We start from the raw sequence: 15,043 nt of genomic DNA, 5'->3' as shown, positions 1-15,043 counted from the left end.
CGGAGCGATCCGCCGGGGCTTTTTGCTGGGCCGGGCTCGCCTCAGAAGGTCTTGCGGACCCTGACCGAGACGAAAGTGCGGGGATCGAAACTGCTGTCCTCGACGAAGGCCACGGCGCGGGTGTCGCGGTCGGCGAAGACCGTGCGGGTGCTGGTGAAGTCGTCCCACAGGTTCAGCTGGGCCCGGATGGCTAGGGTCGGGCTGGGCTTATACTCGGCGAACATCTCGAAATAGTCCGTGCCGCGCCATCTGGAGACCTGATCCGGCGAATAGTTGGGCTGGCCCAGATAGGGCAGCCAGTTCACGCCCCACTGCAGCTTCCAGCGGGTGATGTCCTGTTCGATGCCGATATTGGCCTGGGTCGGCCGCACGCCCGAGATCGGCCGCTCTTCGCCCGTCGTCGGGTCGGTGACGGCGGTCTTGTTCCAGTCATTCTTGAAGGTGAAGCGGGCGCCTGACACGCCCAGTTTGTCGAGCGGCAGGGTCACGTTCAGCGACAGCTGGTCCAGCGTGCCCTCGCCGATATTGCCCACGGCCGACAGGCCGTCGCCCAGGGGGATCCGGTCGATGGCGTCGATGATCTCGTCGTGGCGATAGCCGATTGAGACGACGCCCTCGCCCCAGAAGCGGCGCTCATACGTCAGTTCCGAGATCCAGCGCTGTTCCGGCTCCAGATCGACATTGCCGCCATAGACGTTTTCCTCGTCCAGGTCGGCCGAGGCGGCGAAGTCCGAGAAGTCCAGCTGACCCAGTTCCCGCTCGAAGCGGAACCGCAGTTGGTTGTTCGGCATCGGCGTCCAGGTGGCCATGAATCGGGGCTTGGCGAAGAAGAAGCTCTTCTCCTGGTCGGCGTCGCCGGACTGGCTGATCGTGGAGGCCTCCAGGCGCAGGCCGGCCTCCAGAGTCAGATCCGGGTGCAGCCTCCAGGTGCCCTTGGAGAAGGCCTCGCCCCGCGTTTCCTCGACCTTGACCGAGGCGCTGGGCAGGGGAATGGGCACGCCGCCTTCGCTGTAGGCCTGGTCGGTCTGGCGCATATTGTAGGCGACCTCGCCGCCGGTCTCGATCGTCAACTTCGGCGAACGCTCATGGCGGACCAGGGCCCTGAGGATGGTCTCGGAGTTCTCGCCGGAATAGGCGAACACCTGTTCGGGGGCGTCCACGCCATTGTTCAGGACGTTATAGGTCGAGACCCCGTCCCAGCTGCCGAATTCGTGCATCAGCCGGGTCTCCAGCTTGAAGAGGGCGTTCAGGGGGCGTTCCCAGGTGACGCCGAACTCGCCGCCGTCGGCGTCCTCGCTGTCCAGGCTCTCGCGGAAGGCGGTTGCGGATCGGCTGGTGTTGTAGCCCTGCCAGTCATTGATCCCGTAACGGCCCGTCAGATCGACCTTGCCGCCCGCAAGCGGGCCGGCATAGGTGCCGCGGATCGAGTTGCCGCCGCCATAGCCGTCGGTGTCGGTAACCTCGTCACGCAGCACATTTCCGGCGGCGTCACGGCGGACAAGGCGGCCGGGTCCGTTGGAATCGCTCATGCTGATCCCATCCGACAGGGTCACGCCCCAGCTGCGGTCGCCGTCCCGAGCCGTGAACTGGTAGCTGCCGCCGGAGAGGTCCTGGCCAGAACCTTCGAACTGGGTGGTGTTCCAGGTCAGGATGGACTGACGGCTGGCCTCGGCCTTCAGGATGACGTTCACGACAACCGAGAAGCCTTGCATGTCGATGCCGGGCGCCCCGCCGCGGATCAGCTCGATCCGCTCGACCTGGCGGGCCGGAGTACGGCTGAGCACGTTCGAGCCGGCGTCATTCTTGGAGGCGGGGCGGGCGTTGTTGATCAGCACATTGCCGACCGCGCCTTCGAAGCCTCGCGCGCCGCTGCCGTCGTCCAGTTCGAAACCAGGCACGCGGTTGACCATGTCGAGCGCGGTATTGGGCCGCTGGGCAAGGAAGAAGTCAGGCGTGAAGACCAACACGCCGCGCTGGGCGGCGTCGGCCAGGGGCGCTTGGCTGGTGGGGCCGGTGGGCACGGGCGCCTGGGCCACCTGCGGTGCGTCGCCGGCATAGGCTGTCGCGGCGGAAAACAGCAGGGCGGTGGTGGCCAGCAGCAGGGTCTTGTTCATCGGTCTTCCCCTCAAGTTCGTCGGCGAGAGGTGTGCCGATCCGTTCCGCTCATCTCCAGTTACAAGGCCGAAAGGTGGATTAAATCGACGACAGCATTACCGGGATTTCATTAAGAAACGGCAAGATCTTGTACTACAGCACAGAGATGATCAGATCCTCTTCTATTCTCCTGGCTCTGTTACTCGCTTGGATGGGGGCGCAGCCGGCGACGGCCCAGGATGCGGCCACGGCTCCGGAGGCGGTCGAGGACATTATCGTCACCGCCCGTCGGATCGAGGGGCCGATGTGGGAGGTTCAGCACGGCGACAGCACCCTGATCCTGGTGGGATCGATCGACGGCCTGCCGCGAGACATGGAATGGCGCACGGACGCCCTGGTCTCGGCGGTCGAAGGTGCGGACCGGGTGCTGTTCCCGATACAGGGGCAGGCGTCGCTGGCGGATGTCGGGCGGCTGATCTGGCGGATGCGGACTCTGACGCGCCTGCCGAACGACCGCACGAGCGCCGACTACCTCCCGCCCGAACTCGAGGCGCGGGTTGAACGGATTACGGCCGAGGGACCGAGCCGCAAAAGCATGCTGATGCTGTCGGCCGACCTGATGGAACAGGGCGGATACGCCCGCCGCGCGCGTCCCGTATCCGAAGTGGTGCGACGGGCGGCGCGCACGTCCCGCAAGCCGGCTGAGCCGGTCGGCGTCTTCCGGGGTGACGAGATCGTCGAGAAGATCCTGACCACGCCGCCAGAAGCCTATCTGGACTGTATCCAAAAGGCGGCGACAGCCGCCGAAGCCGGGGAGACCGAGGGTAATCGACGGGCCGAAGCGTGGCGACGCCGGCAGGTGCCTGCGGTGCTGGCCTCGCCGCTGGAGCAGGCGACGAACGCCTGCTCCTACTGGGCGGTCATGGGCGAGGGCGAAAGATTGCGGGGCATCTGGAATGGGGCCGTCGACGAAGCTCTGTCGCAGCCCGGGGTAACGGTGGCCATCGCGCCGCTTCGGCTCCTGGCGGAGCCGAACGGCGTCCTGGACCGGCTGGAAGGCCAGGGGCTGGAGCCGATCGGACCCGAGTGGCGGCCCTCGGCCCCTTAAAGCCTTAGTTGGCCGGAGCGGCAGGTCGTTCCGGGACGGCGTCGCGGGCGGCGTCGCCGATGTTCTCGGCCGCCCCGCCGACGCTCTCTGCGGCGCCGGCGATGGCGTTGGACTCGATGGCGTCGTTGCGGTTCATGTTCATCAGGAACCAGCCGATGATCAGGACCAGGGCCAGGCCGATGATCAGGGCGATAACGCCGCCAAGGCCGCCGCCGCCACGGCGTTCGACGATGACGGGCGCTGCCGCGGGGTCGTTCTCGGTGATCCGTTCGACCCGGCCGTCGGGATGTTCGACAGTGCGTTCGGTGGGCATGTTGTTTCCTCTCCAGTGTGGCGAGGAAACACGCGCTCGGCGATTAGGGTTCCGGCCTATTCAGACCGCCGTTCCGCCGACGGTCAGGCCGCCCATCTTCAGCGAGGGCTGGCCGATGCCGACGGGGACGCCCTGGCCGGCCTTGCCGCAGACGCCGACGCCCGGGTCGAAGGCGAAGTCGTCGCCGATCATCTGGATCTTGGTCAGGGCCGTGGCGCCGTCGCCGATCAGGGTGGCGCCACGGACGGGCGCCGTGATGACCCCGTCCTCGATCAGATAGGCCTCGTTGCACTGGAAGACGAACTTGCCGTTGGTGATGTCCACCTGGCCGCCCGAGAAGTTGGCGGCGTAGAGGCCGCGCTTGGTGTTGGCGATCATGTCGGCCTTGGAGTCCCGGCCGCCCTCCATGAAGGTGTTGGTCATGCGGGGCATGGGCATGTGGGCGAAGGATTGGCGACGGCCGTTGCCGGTGGCGGCGACGCCCAGCTGACGCGCCGACAGCCGGTCGTGCATCAGGCCGACCATGATCCCGTCCTCGATCAGGACGGTGCGCGACGTCGGGGTGCCCTCGTCGTCGACCGACAGGGAGCCGCGACGCCCGGCGATGGAGCCGTCGTCGACCACGGTGACGCCGGGCGCGGCGACGCGCTGGCCCATCATGCCGTTGAAGACGGACGAGCCCTTGCGGTGGAAGTCGCCCTCGAAGCCGTGGCCGATGGCCTCGTGCAGCAGCACGCCGGGCCAGCCGGCGCCCAGGACCACGTCCATCTCGCCCGCCGGGCAATCGATGGCGTCCAGGTTGACCAGGGCCTGGCGCAGGGCCTCGTCCACCTGGGACTGCCAGCGTTCGGGCGCCACCCAGGCCTCGAAGCCCGCGCGGCCGCCGGCGCCGGACGAGGCGCTCTCGCGCTTGCCGTTCTGTTCGACGGTGACGGAGACGTTCAGCCGGACCAGGGGGCGGATGTCGCGCACCACCCGGTCGTCGGCGCGCAGGATCTCGATGGCGCGGCGCTCGCCGACCAGGGAGGCCGAGACCTGCACCACGCGGGGGTCGCGGGCGCGGGCCCAGGCGTCGATCTCGGCCAGCAGGGCGATCTTGTCGGAGAAGGCGGGCGAGGCCAGCGGATCGACCGCGTCATAGAGCTGCTGATTGGTGGCGCGCGGCCCCTCGGCGACGCGGGCGGCGTGACCCTGTTTCGCCACAGCGGCGCTGTCGGCGGCGCGGCGCAGGGCGGCGGCCGAGATCTCGTTGGCGTGGGCGTAGCCGGCGGTCTCGCCCGCCACGACCCGCAGGCCGAAGCCCTCGGTGGCGTCATAGGCGGCGGACTTCAGCCGGCCGTCGTCGAAGACCAGACTCTCGCTCTCCGACCGCTCCAGGAACAGTTCGCCGTCGTCGGCCCCGGCCAGGGCGGTCTTCAGGATCGACAGGGCTTCGTCGGTATCGACGCCGGCGGCGTCGAGGATGGGAGGCGGGGCGGCGTGAACGGTCATGGGCTGTAGGTAGGGGGTGAAGGGCGGTTCGTCACCTGCGGGAAGGAATAGACTCATTCGACTCAAAATTTTTTGAGTCTATTTTCGTCTATTGTTTGGGCGATCTCCTTACTGCGGTCGGGCCAGGGGAGAGGCTAACACGGCTGCGGGTCGTGATAGGTCGAACGCGGGTTCGATGGGGCATATCCTTGAATTCGTTATCTATAATTATAAAAATTGGGAGAATAGCCCTCCTTTCGTCATTCCGGGCGAAGGGCCGCTTGGCCCGCAGACCCGGAACCCCGCGGCGCCGAAGGCGAAATGGGTCCGCCGCTCGGTGGTCGAAGGTCGGAGTCCGCGACAGGTTCGCGCTCTCGCGCGCCGCTGGGTTCCGGGTCTCCGCTGCGCTACGCCCGGAATGACGAAAAGTAGGGGTGGCTACCGCGCCAGCTTCCCCTTGGCCTTGTCGGCGGGGAAGACCACGTCCGGGTCGGGCGCCGCGATCGCCTCGCCGCAGTGGTCCAGAACGGCCAGGATGTGGCGCATCAGGTTCAGGCGGGCCGTCTTCTTGTCGTCGGTGGCGACGACGGTCCAGGGGGCGAAGTCGCGATCCGTCTCGTCCAGCATCCGGTCGCGGGCGTCGGAATAGGCGTCGAACCGGGCCTCGGCCTCGGCGTCCAGCGACGAAAGCTTGAACCGTTTCAGCGGATCGACGCGGCGTTCCTTCAGCCGTTTCGCCTGCTCCTTGCGCGAGATGTCGAGCCAGAGCTTGATCAGGATAATCCCGTCGTCGGTCAGCATCCGCTCGAACCGGGGGGCGTCGGTCAGGAACTGGGCGTACTGCTCGGGCGTGCAATAGCCCATGACCGGCTCGACCCCGGCGCGATTGTACCAGGAGCGGTTGAAGATGACGGTCTCGCCCGCCGCCGGCAGATGGGGGATGTAGCGTTGGAAATACCACTGGCCGGCTTCCCGGTCGCTGGGCTTGGGCAGGGCGACGACACGGGTCTGGCGCGGGGACATGTATTCGGTCAGCCGCTTGATGGCCCCGTCCTTGCCGGCGGTGTCGCGCCCCTCGAGCACGATGACGACGCGCAGGCCATGTTCGATGGTCCAGGCCTGGGTCTTCACCATGGCGAGTTGAAGCTGCTCGAGCTCGGCTTCGTAGGCGTCGGTCTTCTTTCCCATGCCGCGACACTGGAACGGGGGCGGCGCCAGGGCAAGCGGTACGGCGGCACGAAGATGACGGTCTTCTCACGTGCCCGCCCGGCGCGCCGGGGCTAGGGTGGTTCGAATCGGGAGGGGTTTCGACGATGCTGAACCGCCGAAGACTTGTGATATCCGGCCTGGCCGCCGCGACCGCCGGAGCGACCGGCGTCAGAGCCGCATCCGCCGACGCCTATGAAGCGGCCCTGGACGCCGCCTTCGCCCAGACCCAGCCGGTCGCCCTGGCCGGCGGCGTGGTCACACGCGAGGGCTTGGTCTGGTCCGGGGTCCGGGGCGTGCGCCGGTTCGGCGCAAGCGATCCGGCGACCCTGGACGACCGCTGGCATCTCGGATCGAACACCAAGGCGATGACGGCGGCCCTGTATGGGCGACTGGTCGATCAGGGACGGGCGGACTGGGACACGCCGATGGGCGACCTATTCCCAGGCCTGAAGATCGATCCGGCCTGGGAAGGCGTGAGCATCAGCGACTTCATGCATCACCGGGCGGGGGTGAAGGACGCCGACGCCCTGGGCATGATCTTCTTCATGACGGCGCGGGGCGACCCCCGCCCCCTGCCGGAACAGCGGCGGGCCGTGGTCGAACGGGTTCTGGGCGCCGCGCCGACGGGGACCCGGGGGGCGTTCGAATACGCCAACGCCAACTATATGCTGGTCGGGACGGCGATCGAGACGCTCACGGGCCAACCGTGGGAAGAGACGATACAGGCCGAGCTGTTCGCGCCCCTGGGCCTGAGCTCAGCCGGGTTCGGGGCGCCGAAGACCAATACGACGGGTGGGGCCAATGTCTGGGGCCACCGGGGCGAAGGCCCGGGCCGAACCGCCGTGGATCCGGCCGATCCGGGTGCGGACAATCCGGCAGCCCTGGGTCCCGCAGGGACAGTCCATATGAGCCTGGCCGACTATGGCCGCTGGCTGAGACTGTTCCTGACGGACGGCGACGGCTGGCTGAAACCCGAGACGATCCGGCGACTGATGATTCCAGGAACCGGCGAAGGCCTGCCCTACGCCCTGGGATGGATTGCCCCGCCACAGAGTCCCTGGGCCGGAGGGCCTGTGCTGACCCACGATGGATCAAACACCCTGTGGTACGCCACCGCCATCGTGGCGCCGGCGCGGGGTCTGGCCTTCATCGGCCTGAGCAACGAGGGCGCGGGCCAGACCGCGACCAGCGGCCTGATGCGAAATATGATTGCGACTTTGGGAGCATAGACGGTCCGATCTGGCCCGACGCCTGCACTGTCCCGGCTCAAGTCGTAACCCCGGTCCCGATCTGGGCCGGCTTGAGTGTGGGAAGTAGCGCCGATGGCTGTACGGCCGATCCGTCGATCCGACTATGACGCCCTGAACCGGCTGCACCGCCAGGTGGGCTGGCCCGAGCGGTCGCAGGCCGGGTGGCGCTGGCTGGAGCAGAATCCGGCGCGGCTGGACATCGACGCCCCCATGGGCTGGGTGGTCACGGATTCGGATGATGCGCCCGTCGCCATGCTGGGCAATCTGATCCAGCGGTTCCGCCAGGGCGACCGGCTGCTGCACGGGGCGACAGGCTTTTCCATCATCGTGACGCCGCAGCACAAGGGCGCCAGCCGGCCGCTGATCAAGGCGTTCCTGGCTCAGCCCGATCTATTCGCCCGCTATACGCTGAACGCCAACGCCCGCTCGGCGCCCCTGTACCGGCTGTTTGGGCTGGAGCCCGGCCCGACGCCGACCCATGCCCTGAAACTGTCGTGGGCGGTCGATCGCCTGGCCTGTCTGAAAGGGCGTCTGCTGCGGAGACTGCTGGGGCATGTCTCGGCGGAGACGGCGCGACGGCTGGGCGAACGGCTGATGAACCGGCGTCTGTTCCGCACCGCCCGGCTGGCCCTGCCGGCGGAGGTCGTGGTGTTGCGAGACACCGGCGAGGCCTCGGCCTATGCCGGCTTCTGGCGCGAACTGGCGGCCGAAGGACGGTTGCTGGCGGATCGCAGCCCCGAGGTGCTGAACTGGCGACTGTCCGATCCGGACCAGACCCTGCCGCCGCTCCTGCTGGGCCTGGTGCGCGAGGGACGGCTGGTCGGGATGGCCGAAGCCTTGATGACCAAGACCAGCCTGATTGAACCGCCGTGTCTGGACATTATTGACCTGGTCGCCCTGAAGACCGCTCCCCAGGCGATCGAAACCCTGGCGGCCTGTCTGATCGCCAACGCCCGCGCCCTGGGCGCCGCCAAGGTGCGGCTGCAGGTGACGACGCCGGAAATCCTGGACCAGTTGGGGGCCTTGCCGCCCAAGGCGCGGCGCGAGGGCGGATGGGGCCACTGCCACGCCATCGTCGAAGATCCGGAACTGGCGCGCGCCTGGTCGCCGACGCCGTTTGATGGCGACTACGCCGTCTGCGCGCGCGCCGTGCCCCTGCCCCGCGCCTGGCGCGCGCCGCTGCGAGGCCAGACAATGTCTTCAGGCGGGTTGGGACTGTCGCAGGGACGCTGAGAACAGAATAGAAGGGTCAAGCGCCGGGGCGCGACTTCAGCGTGTCGCGAATCTCGGTCAGCAGGGCTTCGGTCGCGGTCGGCGCCGCGGGGGCCGGATCGGGCTTGGCGGCCTCCTGGCGACGCATGGCGTTGATCCCCTTGACCACCATGAAGACCACGAAGGCGACGATCAGGAACTGGATCACCGTATTGGCGAAGGCGCCGTATTGGATGGAGACCTTTTCCACCGCCTCGGTCGCCGGGTTTTCCGGACGCAGAACCCATTCCAGTTCGGAGAAGTCGATACCGCCGGTCAGCAGGCCGATGGGCGGCATGACCACCTGATCGACCAGGCTTTTGACAATGCCGTTGAAGGCCGCGCCTATGATCACCCCGACGGCCAGATCGACGACGTTTCCCTTGACCGCGAACTCGCGGAATTCGGACAGAAGGCTCATAGGGTCGCTCGGTCTTTAGAGGTTCAGGCGTCGCCGGAAGCGTTCAGACGCTCGCGCAGTTCCTTGCCGCTCTTGAAGAAGGGCACGGCCTTGGCCGGCACGTCCACCGTCTCCCCAGTGCGCGGATTTCGGCCAAGACGCGCCGGGCGGGACCGCACCGAAAAGGCGCCGAAACCGCGCAACTCGACCCGACCGCCCTCAGCGAGGGCGCCGGTCATCTTGCCGAGGATGACATTCACCAGCCGCTCCACCTCCGCATGGGTCAGGTGGGTGTTCTCGGCCGCCAGTTTCTCGATCAGTTCGGACTTGATCATCAGGGCCCCTGCCAGCGCGTGATCGACAGGCCTGCGCCCGCCGAGGATCCAGACCCGCACCCTACCCCCCGCTGGCCGCGGGAAAAAGCCCTTATCCACCAAGGATAGGCGGCATTCGCACGATTTGTGTGCGGTTCCGCGCACTCGCGCGGTTCAAGCAAAAGAAAAAGGGCGGCGGGATCGCTCCCGCCGCCCTTCAGTCTTTTTGCGCGACCGCGAAGCGCGCGGCGCTTCGCAGCTTGGAGTGCTTAGTCCTTGGTGCCGGCGTTCTTCAGCGCGGCGCCCAGGATGTCGCCCAGCGAAGCCCCGGAGTCGGACGAGCCGAACTGTTCGATGGCTTCCTGTTCGTCCTTCATTTCGAGCGCCTTGATCGACACCGAGACGCGGCGCGAGGCCTTGTCCACGGCGGTGATCATCGCGTCGATGCGATCGCCGACGGCGAAGCGTTCCGGACGTTGCTCGTTGCGGTCGCGCGACAGGTCCGACTTGCGGACGAAGGCCGTGACCGGCGCATCGTCTTCACCGAACTTGACCTCGATGCCGCCCGACTCGATCGAGGAGACGGTGACGGTGATCTGCTGGCCGCGGCGATAGGTGTCGCCCTCGCCGATCGGATCGCCGCCCAGCTGCTTGATGCCCAGCGAGACGCGTTCCTTCTCGACGTCGACGTCCAGGACCTTGGCCTTGACCATTTCGCCCTTGCGGTAGCGCTGGATGGCTTCTTCACCCGAGACCGACCAGTCGAGGTCGGACAGGTGGACCATGCCGTCGATGTCGTTGTCCAGGCCGATGAACAGGCCGAACTCGGTGGCGTTCTTGACTTCGCCCTCGACGGTCGAGCCGATCGGGTGGTTGGCGACGAAGGCGTCCCACGGATTGTCCTGAGCCTGCTTCAGGCCCAGCGAGATGCGGCGCTTGGAGGCGTCGACATCCAGGACGACCACGTCCACTTCCTGAGAGGTGGAGACGATCTTGCCCGGATGGACGTTCTTCTTGGTCCACGACATTTCCGAGACGTGCACCAGGCCCTCGACCCCGGCTTCCAGCTCCACGAAGGCGCCGTAATCGGTGATGTTGGTGATGCGGCCCGTGTATTTGGCGCCGACCGGATATTTGGCTTCCACGCCGTCCCAGGGGTCCGACTGCAGTTGCTTCATGCCCAGCGAGATACGCTGGGTGTCCGGGTTGATCTTGACGATCTGGACCTTGACGCTGTCGCCGACGGCGAGGACTTGCGACGGGTGCGAGACGCGCTTCCACGACATGTCGGTGACGTGCAGCAGGCCGTCGATGCCGCCCAGATCCACGAACGCGCCGTAGTCGGTGATGTTCTTGACCACGCCTTCGCGGACTTCGCCCTCTTGCAGCTGGCCGACCAGCTCGGTGCGCTGTTCGGCGCGGGCTTCTTCCAGGATGGCGCGACGCGAGACGACGATATTGCCGCGCGGACGGTCCATCTTCAGGATCTGGAACGGCTGTTCCTTGCCCATCAGCGGGCCGACGTCGCGGACCGGACGGATGTCCACTTGCGAGCCGGGCAGGAAGGCCGAGGCGCCGCCCAGGTCGACGGTGAAGCCGCCCTTGACGCGGCCGACGATGGCGCCGTTGACCGGCTGGCCTTCGGCGAACACGACTTCAAGACGGGTCCAGGCTTCCTCGCGGCGGGCCTTGTCACGGCTGATGACGGCTTCGCCCAGGGCGTTTTCGACGCGCTCGAGGTAGACCTCGACGTTGTCGCCGACCTTCGGCAACTTGGCGTCGTCGCCTTGGCCGAATTCGCGCATCGAGATGCGGCCTTCGGTCTTCAGGCCCACGTCGATGATGACGATGTCTTTTTCGATGCCGACGACGCGGCCGTGGACCACTTGGCCTTCGCCGAAGTCGCGGCCCTGAAGTTGTTCGTCGAGCAGCGCGGCGAAATCGTCGCGCGAGGGGGAGAGGGTGTCAGTCATGAAGCTGAAAAGCATTCCGTAGGGGCTGTGGCGCGCGACCGGGCGGTCCCGCGCGAGGTGGATGTTCAGAATAGGCAGGTCGTCAGGATGCGAGGCCGTTCAGAACGATCAGGACGCCCGCGGAAGCCGAGGGGGGACGCGTTGGATTTGCGAAAAAGGTCAGAGACCGTGTTTCGCGCGCGCCGCCTCGACGATACGGCGGGCCGCATCGAAGGCCGCCTCTATACCCATGTCGGTGGTGTCCAGCAAGACCGCGTCTTCAGCCTGGACCATCGGGGCCGCGCCGCGACCGGCGTCGCGTTCGTCCCGGCGCTGGATGTCCGCCAGCATGTCGTCGAAGGCGATGTCGAAACCGCGCGCCGTCAGCTGTTTCCAGCGGCGGTCGGCCCGGGTCTCGGGCGCGGCGGTGACGAACAGCTTGGCCGGGGCGCCCGGCGCGATGACCGTGCCGATGTCGCGCCCGTCCAGCACGGCGCCCCCCGATTGGGCGGCGAAGGCCTGTTGCAGGTCCAGCAGGGCGGCGCGGACGCCGGGATGCCCGGCGACGCGGCTGGCCGCCTCGCCCGCCTCGCCGGTGGTCAGGCGCGGGTCTTCGGACACATCGGCGGCGTCCAGCCCGCGCGCCGCCTCGGTCGCCGCCGCCTCATCGTCCAGCGAACCGCCGGCCTCAAGCAGTTTGACGCCCACGGCGCGATACAGCAGGCCGGTGTCCAGATGCGGCAGGCCATAGGTCCGCGCCAGCCGCGCGGCGATGGTGCCCTTGCCCGAGGCGGCCGGGCCGTCAACGGCGATGATCAGGGGCATCAGGCGGCGGAGTCCACACGAACGGGGGCGAGGCGCAGCCCCAGGGCCTGCATCACCTTGAAGATGGTCGAAAGCTCGGGCCGCCCCTCCTCGCTGAGCGCGCGATACAGGGCTGTGCGCGACAGGTCGGCGTCCCGCGCCATCTGGGTCATGCCCTTGGCCCGGGCGACGACGCCCAGGGCGTTGGTGATCAGACGAGGATCCCCAAGCTCGGCGGCGGACTCGAACGACGCCACCAGAAACTCTTCGACCGCTTCAGGCGTGTCGAGGAAGTCGGCGGCGTCGAAGGGAACAGTCTCAATCGGCATGTCTCAATTCTCTCGCCAGAAGCAGGGCCGCCTCGATGTCCCGCTTTTGGGACGACTTGTCGCCGCCTCCGAGCACGACGATCCAGGTGCGGTTCCGCTGAAACGCGTACACACAGTAGCCGGGGCCAACGTCGATACGCATTTCGCTGACGCCCTCCCCTACGGGCTTGGCGTCGCCCCAGTGTCCGAACTGGAGCCGGGTCAGCCGGTCGGCGATCCTGGCCAGGGCCCGTGCGTCTCGCAGTCTTGAACGCCAACTCACGAACTGCGGCGTCAGTTCTATCGCAACACGCTCATTGTCGTCTATAGGCGACATTTCGTCAAGCGATCCGCCCGCCCAGACCGTTCATCATCTCGACGAAACCGGGGAAGCTGGTGGCGATCATGCCGGGTTCGTCGACCGAGACGGGTTGATCGGCGGCCAGGCCCAGGACCAGGTGGCTCATGGCGATGCGGTGGTCGTGAGCGGTGTGAACCGTCGCCCCGCCCGGAACCGGTCCGACGCCCCCGGCTCCAGTGACGATGAAGCCTTCCGGTTCTTCCTCGACCTGGACGCCGCAGGCGCGCAGGCCCTCGACCATCAGCGAGATCCGGTCGCTTTCCTTGACCCGCATCTCGCCGACGCCGCGCATGACGGTGACGCCTTCAGCAAAGGCGGCGGTGGCGGCCAGGATCGGATATTCGTCGATCATCGAGGCGGCGCGCGCTTCGGGCACGATCACGCCTTTCAGGGCCGAGTGACGCGCCGTGATGTCGCCGACGTCCTCGCCGCCGGCCTGACGCCGGTTCGATATGGTCAGGTCTGCGCCCATTTCGATCCAGGTGTCGAACAGGCCGGTGCGCAGGGGGTTCAGCATCACCCCCTCGACCGTCACCACCGAACCCGGAACCACCAGGCCCGCCGCCAGGGGGAAGGCGGCCGAGGACGGATCGCCCGGCACGGCGACGAAGGTTCCGGTCAAGGCCTGACCGCCCTTCAGCGTGACGGTCCAGCCCTCGCCCCTCTCCTCAACGCCAACCTCGGCGCCGAAGGCGCGTAGCATGCGCTCGGTGTGGTCGCGGCTCTTTTCAGGCTCGGTCACCGCAGTGACGCCCTGGGCGTTCAGCCCGGCCAGCAGGATGGCCGACTTGACCTGGGCCGAGGCCACGGTCTGCACATAGTCGATCGCCGTCAGCGTCCCGCCGGTCAGGGCGACCGGCAACCGGTCCTCAGCCGCCTGCCAGTCGAACCGGGCGCCCATGTCGGCCAACGGCCCGGTCACGCGTTTCATCGGCCGTTTCCGCAGCGAACCGTCGCCGTCGAAGGTCGCCGTCAGCGGATAGCCGGCGGCCGCGCCCATCAACAACCTGACGCCGGTGCCGGCGTTGCCGCAGTCGATGACGGACGCGGGGGTTTTGAACCCGCCCGCCCCTTCGATCCGCCACTTCCCGTCGCCGGTCCGCTGGACCTTGGCGCCGAAGGCTTCGACCGCGCGGGCGGTGGCCAGGACGTCGTCGCCTTCCAGCAATCCTTCGACCTCGGTCACGCCCGACGCCATCCCGCCGAGAATCATCGAGCGGTGTGACATCGACTTGTCGCCGGGCGCGCGGACCGTTCCGGCAAGGGCGTCAGAGCGTCTGGCGGTCAGTTGAGACGGCATATTCACCCGCTTCAGGCTGTGTTGGGAAGGGAGCCGCGCGGGCGGCGCGAAAGACAGCTTTTGACAGCGGCTCCTAGGGGTGGCAAGGGACCGCCCCGAATTCAACCCGTTGAAGGTTCCAAACGTGGCCAATCCCGAACTGGGCGCCAAACAGGTTTGCCCGAACTGCCAGGCTAAGTTCTACGACCTGAACCGCCGCCCCGCACACTGCCCCAAATGCGGCACGGACTTCGATCCTGAAGAAGCCCTGAAGCTGCGCAGCCGTCGCGTCCGTCCCGGCTATCCCGCCGACGACGAAGACACGGACGATCAGGTCAAGGACAAGAAGGCCGAGTCCGACGAGGACGAGGAAGAAGAAATCCGGGCCCCGGAAATCGACGAGGAAGGCCATGAGCCGATCCTCACGCCCGACGACGACGACGACGCTCCCGCCGACGCTTCGGAAGAAGCCGGCATGGGCGCCACCGACGGCGACGACGACGATCTGGGCGACGACGATGACGATTCCGTGCCGTTCATCGAAGACGACGACGACGACTCCATCGACGACGAGATCGCCAAGCCGTCGCGCGACGACGACTGATCTTTTTTGTTGCGTCCGCCGCGTTTCCCTTTAGGGGAGACGCGGCAGGCCAGCGGCCTCTCGGACCTCTGTTCGGTTTGAAATCGCTGCTGTTTTTCACATCCGGAACCGATGTGAAAATAAATGTCGAAACGGGCTTGATCGAAAAAAAGCTCTGACATAGGTTCCGCCGCCTCGCCGAGGGCCATCGCAAGATGAACCGGGCGAACCAGACCGCAAGGTCCGGGGCTTTAGCTCAGTTGGTAGAGCGCTTGCATGGCATGCAAGAGGTCAGCGGTTCGACTCCGCTAAGCTCCACCAGTTTCCTAGGGGCCGGCTGCCACGCA

At 67.2% G+C, this 15,043-nt stretch carries 15 protein-coding genes and 1 tRNA gene; 5 read left to right on the top strand and 11 right to left on the bottom strand.

The genetic code is table 11. The annotated features are described in order from the left end of the window. Positions 1-41: 41 nt before the first annotated feature. Complete coding sequence (locus PKE72_RS09570; RefSeq protein WP_271165151.1) at positions 42-2,114, bottom strand: TonB-dependent receptor plug domain-containing protein; 2,073 nt, start codon at positions 2,112-2,114, stop codon at positions 42-44. 146 nt (positions 2,115-2,260) lie between these two features. Between PKE72_RS09570 and PKE72_RS09565 the strand changes: the two genes are divergently transcribed. Continuing rightward, the gene (locus tag PKE72_RS09565; RefSeq protein WP_271165150.1) at positions 2,261-3,202 is read left to right on the top strand and encodes a TraB/GumN family protein; all 942 of its coding nucleotides are present in this window, start codon (positions 2,261-2,263) and stop codon (positions 3,200-3,202) included. A gap of 4 nt (positions 3,203-3,206) precedes the next feature. Here PKE72_RS09565 and PKE72_RS09560 read toward each other — a convergent pair whose 3' ends face one another. The 3 genes from PKE72_RS09560 to ppk2 form a co-directional block, all read right to left on the bottom strand. Then, positions 3,207-3,515, bottom strand: coding sequence for a hypothetical protein (locus tag PKE72_RS09560; RefSeq protein WP_271165149.1), 309 nt, complete (start codon positions 3,513-3,515; stop codon positions 3,207-3,209). A 60-nt stretch (positions 3,516-3,575) separates the two neighbouring features. After that, the gene (gene tldD, locus PKE72_RS09555; RefSeq protein ID WP_271165273.1) at positions 3,576-5,006 is read right to left on the bottom strand and encodes a metalloprotease TldD; all 1,431 of its coding nucleotides are present in this window, start codon (positions 5,004-5,006) and stop codon (positions 3,576-3,578) included. 417 nt (positions 5,007-5,423) lie between these two features. Further along, the gene (ppk2, locus tag PKE72_RS09550) at positions 5,424-6,173 is read right to left on the bottom strand and encodes a polyphosphate kinase 2 (RefSeq protein ID WP_271165148.1); all 750 of its coding nucleotides are present in this window, start codon (positions 6,171-6,173) and stop codon (positions 5,424-5,426) included. A gap of 125 nt (positions 6,174-6,298) precedes the next feature. Here ppk2 and PKE72_RS09545 point away from each other — a divergent pair, with 125 nt between their 5' ends. Both PKE72_RS09545 and PKE72_RS09540 read left to right on the top strand, forming a co-directional pair. Further along, entirely contained in the window at positions 6,299-7,423 is a 1,125-nt protein-coding gene (locus tag PKE72_RS09545; protein WP_271165147.1) for a serine hydrolase domain-containing protein, read from the top strand. 93 nt (positions 7,424-7,516) lie between these two features. Then, entirely contained in the window at positions 7,517-8,677 is a 1,161-nt protein-coding gene (locus tag PKE72_RS09540; RefSeq protein ID WP_271165146.1) for an N-acetyltransferase, read from the top strand. 16 nt (positions 8,678-8,693) lie between these two features. On the opposite strand, the gene mscL is transcribed toward PKE72_RS09540, so the two are convergent. The 7 genes from mscL to aroA form a co-directional block, all read right to left on the bottom strand. Then, positions 8,694-9,116, bottom strand: a complete 423-nt coding sequence (mscL, locus tag PKE72_RS09535; protein WP_271165145.1) for a large-conductance mechanosensitive channel protein MscL — start codon at positions 9,114-9,116, stop codon at positions 8,694-8,696. Between the two features lie 23 nt (positions 9,117-9,139). After that, complete coding sequence (locus PKE72_RS09530; RefSeq protein ID WP_267514773.1) at positions 9,140-9,430, bottom strand: integration host factor subunit beta; 291 nt, start codon at positions 9,428-9,430, stop codon at positions 9,140-9,142. Between the two features lie 248 nt (positions 9,431-9,678). After that, positions 9,679-11,382, bottom strand: coding sequence for a 30S ribosomal protein S1 (gene rpsA, locus PKE72_RS09525; RefSeq protein ID WP_271165144.1), 1,704 nt, complete (start codon positions 11,380-11,382; stop codon positions 9,679-9,681). 159 nt (positions 11,383-11,541) lie between these two features. Beyond that, positions 11,542-12,186 carry a (d)CMP kinase gene (gene cmk, locus PKE72_RS09520; protein WP_271165143.1) on the bottom strand — a complete coding sequence of 215 codons (645 nt, stop codon included), beginning with the start codon at positions 12,184-12,186 and terminating at the stop codon, positions 11,542-11,544. Beyond that, positions 12,186-12,494: an addiction module antidote protein gene (locus tag PKE72_RS09515; protein ID WP_271165142.1), complete on the bottom strand. Its 309-nt coding sequence runs from the start codon at positions 12,492-12,494 to the stop codon at positions 12,186-12,188. Before PKE72_RS09515 ends, cmk begins: the two co-directional genes overlap by 1 nt. Beyond that, positions 12,484-12,810: a type II toxin-antitoxin system RelE/ParE family toxin gene (locus tag PKE72_RS09510; RefSeq protein ID WP_271165141.1), complete on the bottom strand. Its 327-nt coding sequence runs from the start codon at positions 12,808-12,810 to the stop codon at positions 12,484-12,486. The genes PKE72_RS09515 and PKE72_RS09510 overlap by 11 nt, the downstream gene beginning before the upstream one ends. Positions 12,811-12,814: 4 nt before the next feature. Continuing rightward, on the bottom strand, positions 12,815-14,134 hold the full coding sequence (gene aroA / locus PKE72_RS09505) for a 3-phosphoshikimate 1-carboxyvinyltransferase (protein ID WP_271165140.1): 1,320 nt from the start codon (positions 14,132-14,134) through the stop codon (positions 12,815-12,817). A gap of 124 nt (positions 14,135-14,258) precedes the next feature. On the opposite strand from aroA, the gene PKE72_RS09500 reads away from it, so the two are divergent. After that, entirely contained in the window at positions 14,259-14,717 is a 459-nt protein-coding gene (locus tag PKE72_RS09500) for a TIGR02300 family protein (protein ID WP_271165139.1), read from the top strand. Positions 14,718-14,941: 224 nt separating this feature from the next. Beyond that, positions 14,942-15,017, top strand: a tRNA-Ala gene (locus PKE72_RS09495). Positions 15,018-15,043: the final 26 nt, after the last annotated feature.

Source organism: Brevundimonas intermedia, assembly GCF_027922165.1.
GTDB classification, from domain to species: Bacteria; Pseudomonadota; Alphaproteobacteria; order Caulobacterales; family Caulobacteraceae; genus Brevundimonas; species Brevundimonas intermedia.
This window is presented reverse-complemented; position numbering and strand designations above follow the sequence as displayed.

Coding starts and splice junctions, on each gene's coding strand:
- PKE72_RS09570 (WP_271165151.1), bottom strand. CDS start 2,114: ATGAACAAGACCCTGCTGCTGGCCACCACCGCCCTGCTGTTTTCCGCC.
- PKE72_RS09565 (WP_271165150.1), top strand. CDS start 2,261: ATGATCAGATCCTCTTCTATTCTCCTGGCTCTGTTACTCGCTTGGATG.
- PKE72_RS09560 (WP_271165149.1), bottom strand. CDS start 3,515: ATGCCCACCGAACGCACTGTCGAACATCCCGACGGCCGGGTCGAACGG.
- tldD (WP_271165273.1), bottom strand. CDS start 5,006: ATGACCGTTCACGCCGCCCCGCCTCCCATCCTCGACGCCGCCGGCGTC.
- ppk2 (WP_271165148.1), bottom strand. CDS start 6,173: ATGGGAAAGAAGACCGACGCCTACGAAGCCGAGCTCGAGCAGCTTCAA.
- PKE72_RS09545 (WP_271165147.1), top strand. CDS start 6,299: ATGCTGAACCGCCGAAGACTTGTGATATCCGGCCTGGCCGCCGCGACC.
- PKE72_RS09540 (WP_271165146.1), top strand. CDS start 7,517: ATGGCTGTACGGCCGATCCGTCGATCCGACTATGACGCCCTGAACCGG.
- mscL (WP_271165145.1), bottom strand. CDS start 9,116: ATGAGCCTTCTGTCCGAATTCCGCGAGTTCGCGGTCAAGGGAAACGTC.
- PKE72_RS09530 (WP_267514773.1), bottom strand. CDS start 9,430: ATGATCAAGTCCGAACTGATCGAGAAACTGGCGGCCGAGAACACCCAC.
- rpsA (WP_271165144.1), bottom strand. CDS start 11,382: ATGACTGACACCCTCTCCCCCTCGCGCGACGATTTCGCCGCGCTGCTC.
- cmk (WP_271165143.1), bottom strand. CDS start 12,186: ATGCCCCTGATCATCGCCGTTGACGGCCCGGCCGCCTCGGGCAAGGGC.
- PKE72_RS09515 (WP_271165142.1), bottom strand. CDS start 12,494: ATGCCGATTGAGACTGTTCCCTTCGACGCCGCCGACTTCCTCGACACG.
- PKE72_RS09510 (WP_271165141.1), bottom strand. CDS start 12,810: ATGTCGCCTATAGACGACAATGAGCGTGTTGCGATAGAACTGACGCCG.
- aroA (WP_271165140.1), bottom strand. CDS start 14,134: ATGCCGTCTCAACTGACCGCCAGACGCTCTGACGCCCTTGCCGGAACG.